Annotated in this window: 15 protein-coding genes, 3 tRNA genes and 1 pseudogene; 8 read left to right on the forward strand and 11 right to left on the reverse strand. The window is 51.2% G+C overall.

What is annotated here, in order from left to right; translation table 11 throughout:
* From ACH2EM_RS03990 to ACH2EM_RS04030, 9 genes and pseudogenes are all read right to left on the reverse strand, one after another.
* Positions 1-913, reverse strand: a pseudogene (locus ACH2EM_RS03990) (endonuclease MutS2); the annotation flags it as partial.
* A 61-nt stretch (positions 914-974) separates the two neighbouring features.
* Positions 975-1,718, reverse strand: a complete 744-nt coding sequence (gene recO, locus ACH2EM_RS03995) for a DNA repair protein RecO (RefSeq protein WP_395150815.1) — start codon at positions 1,716-1,718, stop codon at positions 975-977.
* Positions 1,663-1,830: a YqzL family protein gene (locus ACH2EM_RS04000; RefSeq protein WP_395150816.1), complete on the reverse strand. Its 168-nt coding sequence runs from the start codon at positions 1,828-1,830 to the stop codon at positions 1,663-1,665. The genes recO and ACH2EM_RS04000 overlap by 56 nt, the downstream gene beginning before the upstream one ends.
* Positions 1,831-1,909: 79 nt before the next feature.
* Positions 1,910-2,809 carry a GTPase Era gene (era, locus tag ACH2EM_RS04005; RefSeq protein ID WP_395150817.1) on the reverse strand — a complete coding sequence of 300 codons (900 nt, stop codon included), beginning with the start codon at positions 2,807-2,809 and terminating at the stop codon, positions 1,910-1,912.
* 4 nt (positions 2,810-2,813) lie between these two features.
* Positions 2,814-3,281 (reverse strand): diacylglycerol kinase family protein, encoded by a 468-nt coding sequence (locus tag ACH2EM_RS04010; protein ID WP_395150818.1) that lies wholly within the window; start codon positions 3,279-3,281, stop codon positions 2,814-2,816.
* A complete protein-coding gene (gene ybeY / locus ACH2EM_RS04015; RefSeq protein WP_395150819.1) occupies positions 3,271-3,771 on the reverse strand; it encodes an rRNA maturation RNase YbeY in 501 nt (166 codons plus the stop codon). Before ybeY ends, ACH2EM_RS04010 begins: the two co-directional genes overlap by 11 nt.
* A 102-nt stretch (positions 3,772-3,873) precedes the next feature.
* Positions 3,874-4,845, reverse strand: coding sequence for a PhoH family protein (locus ACH2EM_RS04020; RefSeq protein ID WP_395150820.1), 972 nt, complete (start codon positions 4,843-4,845; stop codon positions 3,874-3,876).
* Between the two features lie 221 nt (positions 4,846-5,066).
* The gene (locus tag ACH2EM_RS04025) at positions 5,067-6,236 is read right to left on the reverse strand and encodes a sporulation protein YqfD (RefSeq protein ID WP_395150821.1); all 1,170 of its coding nucleotides are present in this window, start codon (positions 6,234-6,236) and stop codon (positions 5,067-5,069) included.
* On the reverse strand, positions 6,233-6,547 hold the full coding sequence (locus tag ACH2EM_RS04030) for a YabP/YqfC family sporulation protein (RefSeq protein WP_395150822.1): 315 nt from the start codon (positions 6,545-6,547) through the stop codon (positions 6,233-6,235). Before ACH2EM_RS04030 ends, ACH2EM_RS04025 begins: the two co-directional genes overlap by 4 nt.
* 63 nt (positions 6,548-6,610) lie before the next feature.
* On the opposite strand from ACH2EM_RS04030, the gene ACH2EM_RS04035 reads away from it, so the two are divergent.
* From ACH2EM_RS04035 to ACH2EM_RS04050, 4 genes are all read left to right on the forward strand, one after another.
* Entirely contained in the window at positions 6,611-7,732 is a 1,122-nt protein-coding gene (locus ACH2EM_RS04035; RefSeq protein ID WP_395150823.1) for a hypothetical protein, read from the forward strand.
* Between the two features lie 78 nt (positions 7,733-7,810).
* Positions 7,811-7,886 (forward strand) — tRNA-Thr (locus ACH2EM_RS04040).
* 120 nt (positions 7,887-8,006) lie between these two features.
* Positions 8,007-9,203 (forward strand): sensor domain-containing diguanylate cyclase, encoded by a 1,197-nt coding sequence (locus ACH2EM_RS04045; protein WP_395150824.1) that lies wholly within the window; start codon positions 8,007-8,009, stop codon positions 9,201-9,203.
* A 148-nt stretch (positions 9,204-9,351) separates the two neighbouring features.
* On the forward strand, positions 9,352-10,554 hold the full coding sequence (locus ACH2EM_RS04050; RefSeq protein WP_395150825.1) for an FprA family A-type flavoprotein: 1,203 nt from the start codon (positions 9,352-9,354) through the stop codon (positions 10,552-10,554).
* A gap of 413 nt (positions 10,555-10,967) precedes the next feature.
* On the opposite strand, the gene ACH2EM_RS04055 is transcribed toward ACH2EM_RS04050, so the two are convergent.
* Positions 10,968-11,043: transfer RNA gene (locus ACH2EM_RS04055), tRNA-Trp, on the reverse strand.
* A 325-nt stretch (positions 11,044-11,368) separates the two neighbouring features.
* Between ACH2EM_RS04055 and ACH2EM_RS04060 the strand changes: the two genes are divergently transcribed.
* The 4 genes from ACH2EM_RS04060 (at position 11,369) to ACH2EM_RS04075 (ending at position 17,486) form a co-directional block, all read left to right on the forward strand.
* Positions 11,369-11,444 (forward strand) — tRNA-Ala (locus tag ACH2EM_RS04060).
* Between the two features lie 572 nt (positions 11,445-12,016).
* Positions 12,017-12,733: a LytR/AlgR family response regulator transcription factor gene (locus ACH2EM_RS04065; protein ID WP_395150826.1), complete on the forward strand. Its 717-nt coding sequence runs from the start codon at positions 12,017-12,019 to the stop codon at positions 12,731-12,733.
* A 169-nt stretch (positions 12,734-12,902) separates the two neighbouring features.
* Positions 12,903-14,090, forward strand: coding sequence for a GHKL domain-containing protein (locus tag ACH2EM_RS04070; protein WP_395150827.1), 1,188 nt, complete (start codon positions 12,903-12,905; stop codon positions 14,088-14,090).
* 279 nt (positions 14,091-14,369) lie between these two features.
* Positions 14,370-17,486 carry a glycoside hydrolase family 3 N-terminal domain-containing protein gene (locus ACH2EM_RS04075; RefSeq protein WP_395150828.1) on the forward strand — a complete coding sequence of 1,039 codons (3,117 nt, stop codon included), beginning with the start codon at positions 14,370-14,372 and terminating at the stop codon, positions 17,484-17,486.
* Between the two features lie 134 nt (positions 17,487-17,620).
* Here ACH2EM_RS04075 and ACH2EM_RS04080 read toward each other — a convergent pair.
* Positions 17,621-17,891 (reverse strand): PduL/EutD family phosphate acyltransferase (locus tag ACH2EM_RS04080; protein ID WP_395150829.1); only part of this gene is annotated, 271 nt, incomplete at its 5' end.

Consider the following 17,891-nt stretch of genomic DNA (forward strand, 5'->3'; position numbering starts at 1 on the left):
GGGCTTTTTTCAAATCAAACCAAACGCCGTCTGCCACCTGAGGCATATAGGCTTTCTGGTCCAGTGCCAGCTTTGCTTTGGCCAGCAGCACATCAATTTGCAGCATTGCCTGGTAGCTGAACTGGAACATGGGCTCAATTTGGGCCACCTGGTCGGTGAAGGAGGCCAGAATCCGCTCAATCTCCGCCTTTTCCTGGCTGCGCAGCTGCATGATTTTGGCGTTTGCCTCCACCACAGCAGTGGGCTCCACAAACACGGTGGAGCCGGTGGAAGAAACATCGTGAATCACGCCCCCTACCTCGCCCCGGTACTCGGATTTTACCGGCACTACAAACCGGCCATTGCGCAGGGATACCACGGCATCCTGCAAAAACTTGTTGGTGGTGCTGTTTTTGATGATTTGGTCCAGCTTATCCCGTATGGAATTTTCCATGGCCTTAATCTTGCGGCGCACCTCAAAGAGGGTGTTGCTGGCGGTATCGGCCATTTCATCCGGCGAAAGGATGGACTCGGAAATGCGTTTTTCCAGCGCAGGCTGGGGCGAAAGTGCATAAAACAGGTCGTCCACCGGCAGAAGGTCGTGCTCGGTGAGGTGGTACCAGCTTACCAGATTCTGAAAGTTGCGCAGTGCACCTGCTACTTCCAGCAGCTCTGCCATGGAAAGAATGCCGCCCTTCACCGCACGGCTCACAATCTTATCCACCTGCTGTACGCCGCCAAAGCGGGGGCTGCCGTTCTTGAGCAGCAAGGTATTGATGGCGTCGGTCTGCGAAAGGGCAAACCGCACCTCCTCCACCGTTTCCCATGCAGGCTGCTGGCGCAGCAGGTCCTTGGTTTCGGCGCAAACAGCAAAACGCACCGCCTGCTCCAAAATTTTTTCCAGTTCCAGTGTTTTTAAGTAACTTTGTTCCATGATTGCTCCTTGTTCTGCCCTGGCTGCGGCCCAAGAGGGCACCTTTGTACCGGGTAGCACCTCAGGCCAGCATGGCAGTTAAAAAATCCAATGTTTTCATGGGTTTATCCAGATGCCGCAGGGCATAGGCCTGGGTTACCCTGCCCAGCTGTGCAAGGCTTTGGGGCGGTATTGCAAAGGAAAACACCTTTTGATCCTCCACCAAAGCGATATGCCGCAGGGCGGTAAGGGCCGCTCCATCCAGATTTGGTGCCCGGTTCTGGCGGGCGCAGCAATCGCCGCACAGCAGCACGCCGGCCATGGGGTCAAAGTAAAAGCTGCCCCCATCGTAGGCATGGCAGCTTTGGCAGCAAAGCAGGTCCGGCCGGTAACCTGCCTCGCACACCGAGCGCAGTTCGTACACCGCTTTAATCTGCCGGATATCCTTTTTGTTTTCACTCAGCAGGTACAAGCTATTGAGCAGCAGCCGAAGCTGGGTGTCCGCCTCCTTGCCCATGGGGTTCAGAGCCATGGCGATTTCCGCCATATACATGGCCAGTGCCGTGGCTTCCATCCGCTCCCGAAGCCCAAAAAACACCTTGATTACCTGGGCGTCGTTCACCTGATGGATGGTTTTGCCGGCAAAGAGGGTGAATTCCGAATAGCAAAACAGCCCGCAGGCGCTGAAGAGCTTGCTTTTCAGCCGCAGGCTGCCCTTGGCAGATACCGAAAGCACCCCGTGTTCCGGCGTTAATATGGTGAGGATGCGGTCAGCTTCCCCCAGTTTCACCTCGCGCAGCACAAGGCCGGGTGTCACAAGTTCCATAGTGTTCCTTTCCGGCAGAATCAGGCGACTGGCTGCACTGCTGTTTGTAGCGCAGATACGCCTGTATCTCTCCCGTAGATTCAAATGCCTTCCAGGTTGCCTGGGTATCCATGGCAGCTTCCTCCTTCTGGGCTTTTTTGTTACTATGACCCACAAGGCGCCTGTTTATGCACAGGCCACGCTGCGCCGGATTAGTTGGTTTGACGGAACCCGAAATCGTTCAGCAGAAAATCGCTGTCACGCCAGTCATCCTTCACCTTGACCCAGCACTGTAAATTTACCTTAGAACCCAGAAAGTCTTCGCAGTCCAGCCGTGCCTGGCTGGCAATTTTTTTGAGCATCTGGCCACCCTTGCCAATGACCATGCCCTTGTGGCTCTTGCGCTCACAATAGATGTTTACATCAATATCAATGATGTTTTTATCGGTTCGTTCCTTGAACCGTTCCACCGTAACGGCAATGCCGTGGGGGATTTCGTCGTACAGGTTCAGCAGCATCTTTTCACGAATGATTTCGCTTACCAGTGCCTTTTCCGGCAGGTCGGTGTAGGCATCTTCCGGGAAGAAATGCGGCCCTTCCTGGGCATATTTGGCCAGCACGGCAAACAAATCTTCACAGCCTTCGTCTGCACGCACGCTGGTGGCATAAACGGCCTCAAATACGCCAAGCTGCTCCAGCTGGGCCTTGCGCTCGTCCAGATCCTTGTCCCGCTTGAGGGTATCGGTTTTGTTAATAACCGCAATGGCCGGCCCCCCGCTGGATTTCAGGGCGGAAATCATGGCCTGTTCTGCCTCGGTCAGTTCGCCGTAAGGCTCAAACAGCATCATGCTCACATCCACATCCGCCACCGAGTCGCTGGCAGCTTTGCTCATCCGTTCGCCCAGCTTGGTGCGGGGAATGTGCACGCCGGGGGTATCCAGCAAAACATACTGCACCGGGCCTTTGGTTACAATGCCTGTGATGCGGGTGCGGGTGGTTTGAGGCTTGGAGGTAACAATCGCTACCTTTTCGCCCACCAGTCGGTTGGTCAGGCTGGATTTGCCCACATTGGGCCGGCCCACCAGGGCCACAAATACAGAAGATGTCTCCACGCTTTTATCCTCTCTTTTTTGGTATGCAAACAAAACATACTGCTGCCGGCACACTGGCCGCCAGCAGGCAGATTGCCCAGGGCCGGGCTGCAAACCAGGCCAGCATCCGGGCAAGAACCGCAGGCTGCCAGAACAGCACCACGCCCACACAGGCAGCGGCAATGCTGAACACCAGCACTGCCCCTGCCGCCATATCCTTTGCGGCTCCTGCGGTTTCCCAGTGGGCAGCGTCCGGCTGGTGCACCGCCCGTTCCAGGGCACTGTTCATCAGTTCCAGGGCCATTACGCCCCCAATGCACAAAAACAGCAGGGCATATTCCACCGGGCTAAAGGTGTAGAACCGGCTGAACACCAGCACATACGCCGCTGCGCAGCAATGAAACCGCAGATTGCGTTCCTGCCGTAATGCGGCCCCAATGCCCTGGGCAGCGTAGCCAAAGCCCGCAAAAAAACGCTTTATCTCAGTTTTCATCCGCAGTATAAGACACGGTACGGGGCAGACCCAGCTGCACCAGCACTGCCTCCTCCTTCTCTCTCATGCGCACCGCCTCCAGGCCGCCAGCCTCGTGGTCGTAGCCCAGCAGGTGCAGCATGGAATGAACGGTAAGGAAGGCCACCTCACGCTGGAGCGCATGGCCGTAGAGTTCGGCCTGTTCCATGGCTTTTTCCATGGAAATTACAATATCCCCCAGCATGAGTGCGCCGGTGTCTTCGTTTTTGTCGTACACACCATCCTGCCCCAGAGGAAAGCTGAGCACATCGGTGGGCATATCCTTGCCACGATAATGGCAATTCAACTCTTGAATGGACTTGTTGTCCACAAAGGTCACACTGATTTCAGCCGAACCGGGGAATTTTTCGTATTCCAGCACCGCATTGCAGCTGCGGCGGATGAGAATACGCATACCAGACGGGATTTTAACCGCCTTTTGCTGATTTGTGATATACACCTTATTGGACATTTGCTTTGACTCCTTAATTTTGCTTATGCTTTATGGTTCTGCTTTAACTTTTTAACTATGTAGGGCAAATCCGGGCCTGTGCCGTTTTGCCCTTTGCTGGTTTCAGCCGTTTTTGCGGCCACGGGAAGCAGCTGCCCGGTCGTAAGCTTTTACAATTTCCTGCACAAGACGATGGCGAACCACATCTTTTTCAGAAAAATATACCCGCCCAATGCCTTCCACATGGCGCAGCACATGGAGCGCATCCACCAAGCCGCTGCGGCTTTTATCCGGCAGGTCAATCTGGGTAATGTCGCCGGTAACCACTGCTTTGCTGCCGGTGCCCATGCGGGTAAGAAACATCTTCATCTGTTCCGGGGTGGTGTTCTGGGCTTCGTCCAGAATGATGAACGCATCATCCAGCGTTCGGCCACGCATATAGGCAAGGGGTGCCACCTCAATGGTTTGCTTTTCCTGCAAACGCTGAAAGGTCTCTGGACCCAGCATATCGTACAAACCGTCGTAAAGGGGCCGCAGGTAGGGGTCTACCTTGTTTTGCAGGTCACCGGGCAGAAACCCCAGCTTTTCGCCTGCTTCCACCGCCGGGCGGGTAAGGATAATCCGGCTGATTTCTTTACTCTTAAACGCTTTTACTGCCATGGCCACTGCCAGGTAGGTTTTACCGGTACCTGCGGGGCCTACACCAAAGGTAATGGCATTCTTGCGAATGGCCTGCAAATATTCCTTCTGGCCCAGGGTCTTGGGGCGGATGGGCCTTCCCTTTGCGGTAATGGCCACAAAATCCTCGGTAAGCTCCTGCACACGGGTTTCTTCCCCTGCATCGGCCAGGCTGATGCAGTAGCGCACCGTCTGCTCCTCCAGAGGGGTATGGTTTTCCAGCAGGGTCAGCATGGCATCCACTGCCCGCCCGGCAGCGGCCACCGCATCCGGCTCACCGCTGAGTTTCAGCTCGGTACCCCTGCACACTGCCGTGATTCCAAAGCTGCTTTCCAACATTCGGATATTTTCATCACAGCTGCCAAAGATGGCCAGAGCCGTGTCGATGCTGTTGAGTTCGATTCGTTTTTCAGCCATTTTACACCTGCTTTTTTGGGTTATTCTATCGGTTTTTTTATCGGCGCCCACTGCCTTTTGGGGGCTGCCATCATCGCTGGTTCCCATCCAGGGCACTTAGTCCATTCCAGAACCAGCAAATATTTTTCCAGCAAATATTATAGCACAAATTTTCCGCTTGGGAACTGTATTTTTAGGTAAAATCAGCATTTTTGTGTTTTTTTGCGTCACAAAGTGTCAATCTATTCGCCACTGCTCTCCTGACGCTGCACCAAATCGGCTGTAAATTTTACCCAAAGGGTGTATTCCACCTGATTTTCCTGCTGCTGCCAATCCTCCTCATGCTCCAAAATCACCGCATCCGGAAACTGCTGGTACAGCTGCTGGTAACAGGCCATGCGGGCATAGTCTGCGGCCTGCTGGTCCGTAAGCTGTACCTGCACCGTACTGCGTGGCACAATCAGAGTCCGCTCCACCGTGGCCGGCAGTGTAAACCCAAACACCTGCAAGGGGCTGCGCTGGGTGCTGCTGAGGGCCTGAGCCTGCTGGGGCTGGCTGCCCCATTCAAACCGCCGGCCAAGCAGCTGGATTGCCAGATGCTCCTGTACCCCTTGCTGGGCCACCAGCGCATGGTAGGTGAGCGGCTGGCTGCACTGGTAGACCTTTTGCACCTGGGCCAAAGCGCTTCCCTTGGCGTGGGTAGGAATATGGGCACCGGTGCGGTCGGTGCGCCATCCTTGAATCAACACCTCCCCCTCTGCCACAGTTTGCCCCTTTTTCTTGGCGGCAATTCCCTGTTCTGTGTTTACCTCCAGCAGCAGACCGTCCGCTTTAGCCAGCAAGTCGCCGGGTTCGGTGCCTTCAATGGCAGGTTTCTGAGCGGCCGGTGCAGCCTCAACCACCAGTCTGCCCCGGTTGAAATTCAGTGCCACCCAGGCAAAGTCCGGCTGCTGGCTCAGCAGCAGTTTTTCTGCTCGGCGCACCGTTTCCTGGTTTAAAACAGCGCCCTCCTCAATATGCATGGAGTAAAGGCCCTGGCGCAGCTGCTGGCGCTGGAAATCGGTAAGACTTTCGGACCAGCGCACCGCCCATACCACCTGCCCAAACGCCAGCACTGCCACCCAAAACAGCACCGGCCCCACAAGCATACCCCACCGACCGCGGAGCCAGCGCACACGAAACCAAAGTCCCCTCCGGCGCTCCACCCGCAAACGGGTGCGGCAGCTGCGGCCCACCTGGGCTGCTCTGCGGTAATGCCGGGCAGGCACTAGCCCCTGCACCCCGCCGGGTATGGGCACCAGGTTGCTGATGGGCAGCCCCTGCTGGGTGCACACATCAATAAAATGTTCGTAGCGCCCCCCCAGTGCTGTAAATTCCACCTGGGCCATGGCTCTCTGCCAGATGCCTTTCATTCCCGTCCCCTCCCTTTACGGCCGCTGTATGCCAGCTCTGCGGTGGTAACCTGTCCTTCCAGCAGCATACGCTGTCGGGTAATGCCCACAAGCCGCAGATTTTTACCAAACAGGCACACCTGCCAGGACCCCATATCCAGCCGGATGCACTGACTGTCGTACCCAAGAATGCGGCGGCAGTTCTCAATTTCCACCTGACCCTGGCAGTTGATGTGCAAAATTGGCTGCCGATAAAATTCCCTCGGCGGTTGACCGGTCAGCTGACGCAGCGTCTGCCCCAGGGATGCACGGCTCTTTTTGGCTCGTTTCATATCGGTTCCCCCTTTTATCTGTTACCTATCGCATTTCTATGACCGGAAAGGAGTATTCATTCTATGAACCAATCGAACCAACCCTCTCTCACCGCTGCCAGCGTCTGGGGCATTGCCTGGGGCGTTGCCTCGGTGGGCATGCTTGCCCTTCTTTGTTTGCAGGCCCAGCTTAGCGTGGAGGGGGTGCAGGCCGGTTTTGCGCTGTGCTACCGCAGTGTGTTGCCTGCGCTGTTTCCGTTTTTTGTGGTGTCTCATTTAATCATCGCCAGTCCGCTTTCCAACTGGTTAGGAATTATTGCCCTGCCTTACACCCATGGGATTTTAGGTATCCAGTCATCCAAAGCCGGCAGTGCGCTGCTGCTTGGCTGGCTGGGAGGTTTTGGGGTGGCGGCAGCTTCTGTTTCCCAGCTGTATCAACAGGGAGACATCTCCCGCCGAGATGGCTCGGTGCTACTGGTTTGTTCGGTGGGGTCCGGTCCTGCCTTTGTGGTTACCTCGGTGGGTATGCTGATGCTGGGACGCCCCGCCGCTGGCTTATGCCTGTGGCTGGCTTTGCTGGGAGCCAATCTGGTGGCAGGCGCAGTTGCAGCACAGCTCATGTCCCGCCAACCGGCTGGTACCGCCCCCAGGCCCATTGCGCAGGAGCACGCCGCCCCCAGCCTGCCTTTGGCAATGGCCAGCGCCCTGAAATCCAGCCTGAATGTGTGCGGGTTTGTACTGTTTTTTTCTGCCTTGCAGGGCAGCCTTACGCCTTTATTGCCCGCTCATCCTGCCCTGCGTGCAGCGCTTGCAGGTTTGCTGGAGGTAACGGGCGGCTGCCAGGCGTTTGCAACGCTGGGAGGCAGCCTTGGGCTGCTGGGCTGCTGTGGTGTACTCAGTTTGCAAAGCGTTTCGGTCCTTCTCCAGGTACGAGCCCTTACAGCGCCGGAGCTTTCGCTGCTTCCTCTGCTGGCGGTGCGCCCGGTACACCTTGTGCTAAGTGTGGGATTGTTTAAACTGCTTGCGGGCCAAATACCCGGCGCACAAGCGGCTGTAAGCACCTTGGCCCCGCAGGTCATTCCCCGGCTGCGCTGTGCGCCGGACGCAGCCCTGGTGGTATTTTGGGTTTGCTGTATCGTGTTGCTGGCACTGCACCCCAGCCACACGCCCCGCCCAGCCAAACCGGGGAAATCTGCCATAAAATGAAACTGCCTCTTGACGGGATATATTTTTTTCGGTATTATATTACTTGCCCACCCTGGTAAAACCCGGTGTTGTCAAGTTGCTGAAGTGGCTCAGTTGGTAGAGCAGCTCACTCGTAATGAGCAGGTCGTCGGTTCAAGTCCGATCTTCAGCTCCAAAAAATCAGCCGTTCGTTTGCACTAGCAAAGGAGCGGCTGATTTTATTTGCAGTGGGCAGGTTTTTGCCCTATCCCCGGACTTTGACTGTTTTATCAATCCTCAGGAGGTACCCCAGGCCATGAATTCCCTAGTGCTTGACGAGCAAAAAAGGAACATTTTAAACAAAATTAAGGCGGGTGTTCTTTACTGCAAAAACGATTCCTATTCCACCATCCTGTATGCCAACGACTATTTTTATTCCATCGTAGGCTACACCCGTTCGGAAGTGGATGAGCTGTTTCAAAATCGTTTTGCTTCGTTGGTCATCAGCGATGTATCTCAAATTTTAAAGGAGGTTTCCCAGTGCATTGCCAAGGGCGAAGATTTGGATTTTGAATACCGGATGCGCCATAAAGATGGCCGCATTTTGTATATTCACGATACCGCCTCTTATGACAAGGTCAACGACTGCTGGTATGTTACCATTATGGACATCAGTGCCATGAAAACCGCCGAATACGAGCGGCAGAAGTTAAACCTTTACCTGCATCATGTACCCAGCAAAATTTTAATTTCCGATGGGGACGGTCAGATTGTTTTTGTCAACGAAGCTGCTCAAAACTGCCTTTATCTGGACAAGCAGGAGCGCAACCTGTTTGAATTGATGCGAAGCCGGCTGACTCTGGATGATTTTTCGCTGATGCAGCAGTGGCTCAACCAGCGGCAATCCTTTTCTTATGAAACCCATGTGCAGCAGGGTGGGCGGTATGTAAACCACGATCTGAACTATGTGGTTCCTATTTATGATAAGCATGATAACATCCTGAACTTTATGCATATCAGCGTGGACTTACTGCCCCAGGGCGATGTGCTCACCAGTTTCCCCAGCCGAAGTATGTTTGAGCGATACTACCAAAAAACCACCGAGTACGCTCCCAACGCACCGCTTTATCTGGGCATTCTGGACATTGATGATTTCAAAAAAATCAACGACCAATATGGCCACCATGTTGGCGACCAGGCGATTGTGTTTACCGCACAGCTTTTGGCCCAGACTGTGGGCGAAAAGGACTATTTGTGCCGTTTTGGCGGTGACGAATTTTTAATGATGATGATAAACTGCACACCGGAACAGGTACAGCAGCGAATGAACCACATCGCCCAATGTGTTAAAAACCCCGTGCAGATTGGGGAGCATGAAATTCAACTTTCATACAGCATTGGTGTTGCCTTTAACCACCGGCAGCCTGTTCCCTATCTGGAACTCAACAAAAAGGCCGATCAGGCCCTTTACACTTTAAAGCATGGCGCCAAAGGCGGGCTGCATCTGGTTTAACCAGTGCAGCCTTTTTTGAGACCTGCACAAAAATCTGCGTCTTTTTTTTGCTAAATCGCCTTAAAAGCCGGATTTTTTCTTGCCTTTTGGGGTAAATCATAGTATCTTTATAACAGCTTAGTTTTCAATCTAAGAGAGGAGCTTTTCTATGCATTGTACGCGTTCGATTGCAAACGATATCCTGTGGGTGGGCGGCAGCGACCGTCGTCTGACCTTGTTCGAAAACCTGTTCCCGATTCCTCAGGGTGTTTCCTACAACTCTTACCTGATTCTGGACGAAAAGACCGCTGTTCTGGACACGGTTGATTCTTCCATTGGTCAATTGTTTCTGGAAAATGTGAGCCACAGTCTGAACGGCCGTCCTCTGGACTACCTGATTCTCAACCACATGGAGCCCGATCACTGCGCTTCCATCGTGGAGTTGATGCAGCGCTATCCTTCCATGATTCTGGTCGGCAATGCCAAGACCTTTACCATCCTCAAGCAGTTCCACAAAGATCTGGACCTGACCAACCGCACTCTGGAAGTAAAAGAAAAGGATACTCTCTGCCTGGGCAGCCATACCCTGCAATTCTTCTTTGCGCCCATGGTTCACTGGCCCGAAGTAATGGTCACCTACGACCAGACCAGCTGCACCTTGTTCTCTGCCGATGCATTCGGCAGCTTCTGCGCTTTGGATGGCGCCATGTTTGACGATGAACTGGATCTGGACAAGCAGTGGCTGCCGGAAGCCCGCCGTTACTACGGCAACATCGTGGGCAAGTACGGCCTTCAGGTTCAGGCAGCACTCAAAAAGCTGTCCGGCCTGGAAATCAAAACCATCTGCCCCTTGCACGGCATCATCTGGCGTTCCAATCTGGGTTATCTGCTGAATAAATACGATTTGTGGAGCCGCTACCAGCCTGAGGAACAGGCCGTGGCTGTGTTCTATGGTTCTATGTATGGCAACACCGAAAACGCCGCCAACTATGTGGCTCACCAGCTGGCTCAGCAGGGTGTGCGCAATGTGGCTGTGTATGATGTTTCCAAAACCGATATCTCTTACCTCATCAGTGAGGTGTTTCGTTGCAGCCATCTGGTGATTGCAAGCCCCACCTATAATAACGGTGTTTACCCCGCTATTCATAATCTGATGCATGATATGCAGGCTTTGAGCCTGCAAAACCGCACCGTTGCTCTGATTGAGAACGGCAGCTGGGCACCTTCCTGCGGCAAGCAGATGCAGGCTTTGCTGGCTGAAATGAAAAATATGAACCAGCTGGAGCCCATGGTGGCCATTCGCTCCTCCATGAGCGAAGAAAACCGCCAGGAGCTGGATGGTCTGTGTGCCACCATTGCCGCTTCTCTGTAAGGTTTCAGAATTCTTTCAGTCCGGTTTCAACCAAGAAAACATTATCCCCCTGATCTAATCAGCCCCCCCAAAAGCTCTGCCCGGCTTTTTTCGGACTGATGTAGGGATGTAAAAGGCCCTCGCTCTTGCAAGAGCGAGGGCCTTTTTTCATTGTTTCACTTCGTTTAAATTCTGCACCGCCGCCAATTCCTTTACTGTACAGCTTATCAAATCTTGTAGGATTGGGCTGCTATAAAGTCCAAAATAAGCACTTTTCACCAGACTGGCAAGCCCCTGTGTTCCTCTTGTTTGCCCCTTGTGTTTGGTTTCTATCTTAGATGAATCGGTTCTTTTTTGTTTGGTGTGGAACCCTTTCAAGGTTCACATCTACCAAAACAAAAAACCTGTAAACGGATTTGTTTACAGGTTTTTGATGGCAGGGGCAGAAGGATTCGAACCCTCGGCACGCGGTTTTGGAGACCGCTGCTCTACCAACTGAGCTATACCCCTATGTATTGTGCTCTCTCGTGAGTGCTTTATTAGTATATCGCAAACCACTTTAAATGTCAATCACTTTTTTGCAGAAATTTCAATTTTTTTCATACCCGTTTCCATCCCTTTTTTATTTTCTCCAGCAGTCTGTTCTCCCACACGCTGCAACCTCCCAGTTCCCCTCTCCCCTCTCATGGATTTTACATCAACCTCCTACAACTTGCACCCAGGTGTTTCTGATTTCTTTTTTGTTTTTCATCTATGTTATTTTAAAAAAATGATTGACACAGCGCCTAATAGCTGTTATAATAATCAAGCAGTCAACAAGATTGCAATTGAATATGGGGGTATAGCTCAGCTGGGAGAGCGCTTGAATGGCATTCAAGAGGTCAGCGGTTCGATCCCGCTTATCTCCACCACAAAAAGTTTTGGAAATTGTGTGTTTCCAAAGCTTTTTCTTTTGTATAAAATACTTGTGCATTGGGGGCTGTTACACTCAGGGCTTCCCACTCAGATTAAGCTTCTATCATCCGTTGGAGGATTGTCAGAGGATTCAGGGGATGTTCCCCTCTTTTCTTTGCTGGATTCAGCCTTTTTGTGAACTAAGCTATCTTTCCACCTTTATGATAGTGGCTTCCCTAAGCTTATATCGATACAAAATGAACCGCCGGGAGCAATTTCACCAGCGGTTTATTTTTATTGCTTCATTTACCCTTTATTCAAGCAGCTGTACCCCCTATTAGAATTTAAAATCGGCGGTCGCCGGCAGCGCATTGTTTATCCAAAAACAGTATTCATCCAATCAAAGTTGCTTGGCTTGTTTTGTTATATCGATAAATCTGGTTCACCTGGACAAATCCAAAATCAAATGATACACTATTACAAAACACCGCAACAAGTGGAAACATATATTGTGACTTGTGCATTATTTTTGTGTATCCCAGGTGAAACTCATACAAAATTACTTTGAGCCATGAACAGGAGAACTACCATGCGGAACATTGCTATTGTTGAGGACAACCCCCTGGTTGTAGAGCAGCTTAAAAAATACATTGCAGACTATTCTGTAGCCACTGGACAAACATTTCGTGTTATGCATTTTTCCAATGGACAGGACTTTCTGGAGCAATATCAATCCCAGTATGCCGTGGTTTTGCTGGACATTCAGATGCCCCAAAAGGACGGCATGAGCACTGCCATGCAGCTGCGGGAGTACGACAAAAATATCTCCATCTTGTTTGTAACCAGTCTGGCACAATACGCACTAAAGGGTTACGAGGTGGATGCTGTCAGCTTTTTAATTAAGCCCGTAAGCTATTTTGACTTTTCGCTTAAATTCAAAAAAGCACTGGCCCTTTACACCTTTAGCGAGGAACGCACCTTTACATTAAACAGCCCCGGCGGGTTGTATCGATTTTCTACTGATAAATTGCAATATGTGGAGGTAACCAACCACCGGCTACACTACCATCTAGTAGGTGATTGCATCGAAATGAGCGGCTCGCTCTCTGCTGTGGAGCAGCAATTTCGGCCGTATGGTTTTTTAAGGTGCAACAATTGTTATCTGGTCAACCCCAAATTTGTGGTGCGTGTAAAAGGTAACACTGTTCAGGTTGGTGAGCATATTCTGCAAATTAGCCGCCCCAGGCGGGCTGCCTTTTTAAATGAATTAGCAAACTGGTATGCCGCCGGGCTGGCAGAGGGGTAAAGTTATGTCGCACACTTTGTTTGCTTACAAGCATATTATTTTGGAATTTTTGTTTTCCATCTATTGCTTTTATCTTCTTACAACCGCTCACCTGACTCGCTCTCCTCGTTTTTTGCAAAAAGCGGCCGTAGGGCTTGGGCTTATTCTGGTTTTTTCGTTTGGAGTGGCAATGGTGTACCCAATTTGGGGCGAAACCGTTTTAGGTCGAATCCTGATTTATACTTTATTGTTTGCCGCCACTGTGCTACAGGTGTATGTATGCTTTGCCCATAGCTTTTTAACCATCCTGTTCCGCTGCAGTCTTGCCTATGCTGCGCAAAACATCTGCTACAAACTGTTTTTAATCCTGTCATGCTATGCAACTGCCTATTGCCCCACTCTGGAAGCTGCACTGTTCCAGTATCGCTCCTTGATTTACTACCTGTTCTTTTTTTCTGCCGCCGGGCTTTTGTATCTTTGCTTTATCCGGCGGATTATTGGCATGGTTTCCAGCTGGAAGGTAGATCGCTGGGCAGTTCTGATTTCTGCCCTTATCCTGTTTATTACCGTGGTGCTATGTTCTGTGGAGGATATTTATTTTTCCAAGCTGCAAACAGGGTTCAGCAACTCTTTTGAATTGGCGGAATACTTTGTTTTGCGCCAATCCAGCAACCTGTTCTCGGTTTTGTGCTGTCTTGTGGTGCTTATGCTCATCTGCCGTACCATCGAACAAAGGGATTTAAAACAGCATATAGAGCATCTTGAATATGTTGTACGGCAAAGCGAAAAACAGTACAACATATCCAAAGAAACCATGGAGCTTATTCATATAAAATTTCACGACATTCACTATAAACTAAATGCCCTTGCCGCTGACATGGATACACCTGCCCGGCAAATTGTGGATGATTTGCGCCAAAGCATCGCTCTATATGACTCACGAATTGAAACCGGAAATAAATTTTTGGATGTTCTGCTTACCGAAAAAAATCTTTATTGCCAGCAGCACAACATCCGTCTTACCTGCATGGTCGATGGTCAATTGCTCTCCTTCATGGACGGTGCAGATGCCTACTGCCTATTCGGCAACATCCTGGATAATGCCCTTACAGCAGTAAACCAGCTGGAAAACCTCTCCCAGCGGGTAATCTCCTTAAATGTGCAGCAGCGCGGCCCCTGGATTTGTGTACAGGCTGAAAACTACTATCAGGGATCTATTACCTTTAAAAACGAACTTCCTGTTACCACAAAACCGGATAAAAATTATCATGGATTTGGCATGCAAAGCATTCGCATGATTGCTCACAAGTACGAGGGCACACTTTCGGTAAAAGCCGAAAATCAGCTGTTTGAACTCACCCTTCTGTTTCTCCGATAAACCCATGCCTTAGTTTCATACAATTTACGAAAAAAATATGCAAAATAAGCAGCACCCGTTGTAATTGGGTGCTGCTTTTTGTTATATTCACACTAGTTATTCATTGCATATTAAATATTTTTGTTTATAAATTTATTTTCTATGTGTGAATGCATGGGGTCTGTTTGAGGAGGAACAGGCCATTTAATCATCTTTGAAAAAACTGCACAGCATTTTACTCTGCCGCTGGGTTTTTTCGGTCCATTCTTTGCATTCTATTACGATAATCCGGAGGAATTTATGGCAAACGAAAGAAAGCAAAAGAAACGCATGAGCGCCAAGGCTTTCACCGGCGTTCTAACCCCCTTGCTGGCTATTTTGCTGGCATTTTCCATCGCACTTTCCGTCATTACCACCACCCGGTATGATCTGGTTTTGCGAGATATTTTTGGCGAAACCGACTTCAGTAAAAACACAGCTGCCCAGGATGTGGATTCCACCTACTATACCCGGGATATTACCGATTCCAGCGAACTGCAACGATTGGAACAGGAATATGCCCGCAAGGCCGGTGCCGAGGGCTTTGTGCTGCTGTACAACAAGGCCGAAGAAGGAAAAGGCCTGCCCTTGGCTGCTGGCAGCAAGCTGAGCCTTTTTTCCGCTTCTTCTGTTGACCTGCTGGCGGGCGGTACCGGTTCGGGCGTAAGCACCATTTCCAGTGATATGCGTACCGCTTTGCTGGAAGAGGGTTTTTCCATCAACGAATCACTGTGGAAATTCTATTCGGACAATCACTCCACCTATACCCGCGGCGGCGGTGCAATCATGTACGGCGGTGCAGAGGACTGGTCCATCAACGAAGCGCCTATTTCTGCCATTCCGCAAACTGCCAAAGATGAGGCCACTGGCACTACTCCTGTATTCTTTATTGCACGCACCGGCGGCGAAGGCCGTGACCTGGCACGCTATATGGGCGACTGGGCCAGCACCGATGCCGACAAGGATAAGCACTATCTGGAACCGGACTCGGTAGAACTGGAGGTAATCGACTATCTCAATGCCAATTTTGACAATGTCATTATTGTTGTAAACACCAACAATGCCTTTGAGCTGGGCTGGATCCAGAATTACCCCAACATTTCTGCTGTTCTGTGGGCTCCCGGTGCCGGCGGCGACACCTGCCGCTCCATTGTGGATGTGCTCAGCGGGGCAGTAAATCCCTCTGGCCATCTGGTGGATACCTTCGCCTATGATATGTTCTCTGCCCCCGCTATGCAGAATATGGGCGATATGATGCTGGTAAACAACGGCCAGGATGTAGAGGCCGGTGTCTTTTACGATGAAGGCATCTATGTTGGCTACAAATACTACGAAACCCGCTATTACGATAAGATGACCGGCCAGGGCAATGCTGGCGAGTACACCTATGCCGATACCGTTCAGTATCCCTTTGGTTTTGGCTTGTCCTATACCACATTTCAGTGGTCTGATTTTACCATGGGCGCTATGGACGATAACGGTGATATCAAAGTTAGCGTTACTGTAACCAATACTGGCTCTTTGGCTGGCCGTGATGTGGTCCAGCTGTACCTCAACGCACCTTACACCCAGTACGATAAGGACAACTATGTGGAAAAGTCTGCCGTATCTCTGGTTGGCTTTGAAAAAACTGGCGAGCTTCAGCCTGGCAGCTCCGAGACTGTAACCATTACCGTAAACCGTAAGGATTTCATTTCTTATGATGATGTAAACGCTAAAACCTACATTCTGGAAGCTGGCGATTACTTGTTGACTGCAGCCGAGAATGCTCACGCGGCCAACAATAATTTCCTAGCTTACAATGGCGTAGAAAACGATAACCTGTTTGGTGTGCCCAATGCTGATTTTGTGGGTAAATGGGTCTATGAATACACTCAAAACGGCGGCATAGACAATGTAACCTATGCTGTATCTTCCAACGGCACCACCGTAACCAATCAGTTCGACCATGCAAGTTACGACGAGCTGACCCCCCGAAGCAAGTACCTGAGCCGTCAGGACTGGGTTGGAACCTATCCCGTTACTCACGGCAACCAGGATAGCAAACGAAAGAGCGAATTCAGCGAAAAGAATGGCTACACCTGGGAAGTGGAAATTTCTGACGAAATTAAAAATGTGCTTCAAAGCAAAGGCGCTGCTGCTGCTTTGAATCCCATGAGCGAGGAAGAAGCTGCTTCTATGGCTGGCAGCTTTGGCCAAAACGGCGACCTGGAGCTGATTGATTTTCGCGGCCGTGATTTTGACGAGGTGGAAGCTGAAGGCGGCTGGGATCTGCTCATCAACCAAATGGAGGCCAGCGAGCTGCAGTCCATTATCTTGAATGGCGGCTATCAGACCCTGGCTTCTGCAAACATTGGCAAGCCCCGTGCCATCGACTACGACGGCCCCTCTGGCCTGAATGAAGGCGGTATTACCCACGAACCCTATTCCATCACCTATCCCTGCGCCACCAATCTGGCTGCTAGCTGGAACCGTGAAAACTCCTACCTGCACGGATACTATGTAGGCGAAGACGCTCTGGCCGCCGACGGCAACTGGGGCAACCACACCTATATCGGCCTAATCAGCGGCTGGTATGCACCTGCTATGAACATTCACCGCACTCCCTTTGCAGGCCGCAACTTTGAGTATTACTCTGAGGATGGATTTTTGTCTGGCGAGCTGGCTGTACAGGCCGTAAACGCTTGTGCCGAAAAGGGCGTGTATGCTTACATTAAGCACTTTGCGCTAAACGATCAGGAAGATCACCGCAGCCACTTAGCCACCTTCTCCAATGAGCAGGCTATTCGTGAAATTTACCTAAAGCCCTTCCAAACCTGCATTGAGGAACGCACCACGACCGAAATTATGGTACAAAACTACGATCAGGAGACCGAAACCTATACCCAAAGCACTGTGGAAATTCCTGCTGTTGCAGCTGTAATGAGCGCATTTAACCGTGTAGGCTGCACCTGGTCTGGCGGTGATTACAACCTTATTACGCAGGTTCTGCGCAACGAATGGGGCTTTAACGGCACCGTTATCACCGACTACGACAGTGGCGGCGTTATGGACACCGAGCAGTGCATTCGTGCCGGCGGCGACCTTAAGCTTACCGGCTTTATGGTAGATGCACCTCTGGATATTACCAACCCCGCCTCTCAGTACTATGCCCGTCAGGCACTCAAGCATATCCTTTATACCACTGTAAACTCCAATGCAATGAATGGCATTGTGCACGGAACCGTGGTTGGAGAGTTGCCCTTTGCAAACTACTGGTTTATTCTGATTGCAGAAAACACCATTGCCGCCGGTCTGATTGTGTGGGGTGTTGCAGCAATCATCCGCCGCTGGAAACAGGAAAAAACAGCTAAATCCAGCGCCCACACCTCTGCATAATATCTTTTTTCTGCTGCCTGGCTTTTGCCGGGCAGCAGCTTTTTTATAAAGCAGCCTCCTTACAAAGAGGCAAACAAAAACAACCTGAGAGACTTTTACAATCTCTCAGGTTGTTTAATGCAAGGGTTTTTAACTTACTTTACGATTTCGCCCTCGCTGGCACCCAGGCAAGCGTTGGACTCGTCGGTATCGATGTGCATGGCGGTAGCAAACTTCTCGCTCACACGAATCACAACATCATCAAAAATCAGCTTGCGGCCTTCGTTGCCGCAGGCTACCTTTACAATTTCCTTGTCCTGCACGCCCATCTTCTCGGCATCTTCAGGGGTTACATGGATGTGACGCTTTGCCACAATTACGCCTTCCTTCAGCTCCACCTCGCCGCAGGGGCCAACCAGCTTGCAG

This window comes from uncultured Allofournierella sp., from assembly GCA_944382705.1.
Taxonomy (GTDB): domain Bacteria; phylum Bacillota; class Clostridia; order Oscillospirales; family Ruminococcaceae; genus Allofournierella.

Bases quoted from the DNA above. Each gene is read 5' to 3' on its own strand.
- recO (WP_395150815.1), bottom strand. From the start codon at position 1,718: ATGGAACTTGTGACACCCGGCCTTGTGCTGCGCGAGGTGAAACTGGGG.
- ACH2EM_RS04000 (WP_395150816.1), bottom strand. From the start codon at position 1,830: ATGGATACCCAGGCAACCTGGAAGGCATTTGAATCTACGGGAGAGATA.
- ACH2EM_RS04010 (WP_395150818.1), bottom strand. From the start codon at position 3,281: ATGAAAACTGAGATAAAGCGTTTTTTTGCGGGCTTTGGCTACGCTGCC.
- ybeY (WP_395150819.1), bottom strand. From the start codon at position 3,771: ATGTCCAATAAGGTGTATATCACAAATCAGCAAAAGGCGGTTAAAATC.
- ACH2EM_RS04020 (WP_395150820.1), bottom strand. From the start codon at position 4,845: ATGGCTGAAAAACGAATCGAACTCAACAGCATCGACACGGCTCTGGCC.
- ACH2EM_RS04025 (WP_395150821.1), bottom strand. From the start codon at position 6,236: ATGAAAGGCATCTGGCAGAGAGCCATGGCCCAGGTGGAATTTACAGCA.
- ACH2EM_RS04030 (WP_395150822.1), bottom strand. From the start codon at position 6,547: ATGAAACGAGCCAAAAAGAGCCGTGCATCCCTGGGGCAGACGCTGCGT.
- ACH2EM_RS04035 (WP_395150823.1), top strand. From the start codon at position 6,611: ATGAACCAATCGAACCAACCCTCTCTCACCGCTGCCAGCGTCTGGGGC.
- ACH2EM_RS04045 (WP_395150824.1), top strand. From the start codon at position 8,007: ATGAATTCCCTAGTGCTTGACGAGCAAAAAAGGAACATTTTAAACAAA.
- ACH2EM_RS04050 (WP_395150825.1), top strand. From the start codon at position 9,352: ATGCATTGTACGCGTTCGATTGCAAACGATATCCTGTGGGTGGGCGGC.
- ACH2EM_RS04065 (WP_395150826.1), top strand. From the start codon at position 12,017: ATGCGGAACATTGCTATTGTTGAGGACAACCCCCTGGTTGTAGAGCAG.
- ACH2EM_RS04070 (WP_395150827.1), top strand. From the start codon at position 12,903: ATGGTGTACCCAATTTGGGGCGAAACCGTTTTAGGTCGAATCCTGATT.
- ACH2EM_RS04075 (WP_395150828.1), top strand. From the start codon at position 14,370: ATGGCAAACGAAAGAAAGCAAAAGAAACGCATGAGCGCCAAGGCTTTC.